The 1,663-nt window shown below is 75.4% G+C and carries 2 protein-coding genes; both read left to right on the forward strand.

The features are described from left to right. A partial coding sequence (locus D8M29_RS11700) for a PASTA domain-containing protein (protein ID WP_127446002.1) occupies nt 1-877 on the forward strand: 877 nt, incomplete at its 5' end. A gap of 32 nt (nt 878-909) precedes the next feature. After that, on the forward strand, nt 910-1,663 hold a 754-nt coding region (locus D8M29_RS11705; RefSeq protein WP_148111608.1), incomplete at its 3' end, for a protein kinase.

Consider the following 1,663-nt stretch of genomic DNA (forward strand, 5'->3'; position numbering starts at 1 on the left):
CGGGGGCGGCTCCGCGCCCGCCCGCCGGCGACGCGCCAACCGCTGGCCGCTGTGGGCACTGCTCGGACTCGTGGTGTTCGCCCTGCTGGGGGCGCTGCTGTGGCCGCTGCTCACGGGGGGCCGCGGCATCGGAGGCTCAGCGCCGGCGACCTCGCAGGACGAGTCGTCCGTGCGCGTCGACCCGGAGGCGTACAGGGGTCGCCCCGTGAGCGAGGTGCGCACCGAGCTCGAGGGCCTCGGCCTGGCGGTGCGCGAGGAGGACCGCGACGCGCAGAGCCCGCAGGGCACCGTCGAGGAGATCAACCCCGTGGGGGCGCTGCGGCGCGGCGAGACCGTCACGCTGGCCGTCTCCACCGGTGAGGGCGTCATCCCGGAGGGCCTCGTGGGCCAGCCCGTGGAGAGCGCGATCCAGACGCTGCGCGACCGCGGCTTCACCGTGGACCGGGTGGACGACCCGTCCGCCGACGGCGCCGACGGCGAGGTGGTGCGCGTGGTGCCCGGCGAGGGCGAGCGGCACCGCTACGACACGCACGTGCAGCTGATCGTGGCCACCGGCGGGTCCGACGCCGCACCGACCCGCGAGGCGTCCCAGCCCGCCTCGGAGCCGGAGCCCAGCGCGTCGGAGGAGCCGAGCACCGAGCCGAGCCCGTCGGCCTCGGACGAGCCCAGCCCGTCCCCCACCGCCGAATCCCCGACGGCCACCGCCGACCCGGAGCCCACGCCGGAGCCGTCCGAGGAGCCGACGACGCCCACGGGGGATCCGACGACGGAGTCCTCCGGCGAGTCCACGGCGCCGACGGGCGAGTCCACCACCGACCCGTCCGCTGACGCGCGTGGCGCGGAGGCCTCGTCCGCCGACGCCACGCCCTCCGCCTGAGCGGCGGGCGGGACGAGCACGCGGACGTGTCTGTGGACGAGCAGAGGACCCTGAACGGGCGGTACCGGATCGGTGAGCTGATCGGGCGCGGGGGCATGGCGGACGTCTTCCGCGGCGAGGACCTGCGGCTGCACCGCCCGGTGGCGGTCAAGCTGATGCGCCGGGACCTGGCGCGCGACCCGCACTTCCAGGCGCGCTTCCGCAAGGAGGCACGCTCGGCGGCCTCCCTGAACCACCCCTCGATCGTCTCCGTGTACGACACGGGCGAGGTCTCCCTCGAGGACGGCCTCCATCCGGTGGACTGCCCGTTCCTGGTGATGGAGCTCGTCTCCGGCCGGACGCTGCGGGAGATCCTGCACGCCGAGGGCGCCGTGGGCACGGACCGTGCCGTGGCCTGGACCCGGGGCGTGCTGGAAGCGCTCGAGCACGCGCACGAGGAGGGCATCGTCCACCGCGATGTGAAGCCCGCGAACGTCATGGTCACGGAGACGGGCGCCGTGAAGGTCATGGACTTCGGGATCGCCCATGCGCTGGCCGACACCTCCGCCACCACGTCGCAGACCCAGGCCGTGGTGGGCACGGCCCTCTACCTGGCCCCGGAGCAGGCGACGGGCCGCACCGTGGACGGCCGCGCCGACCTCTACGCGGCCGGCTGCCTGCTGTTCGAGCTGCTCACGGGCCGACCCCCCTTCACGGGTGACACGCCGCTGGCCGTGGCCTATCAACACGTGCGCGAGGAGCCGCCGGCGCCCTCCGACGTCGACCCCGACCTGCCGCCCGCGTTCG

Origin of the sequence: Micrococcus sp. HSID17227 (assembly GCF_003989405.1) — a bacterium.
Lineage (GTDB): Bacteria > Actinomycetota > Actinomycetes > Actinomycetales > Micrococcaceae > Micrococcus > Micrococcus luteus.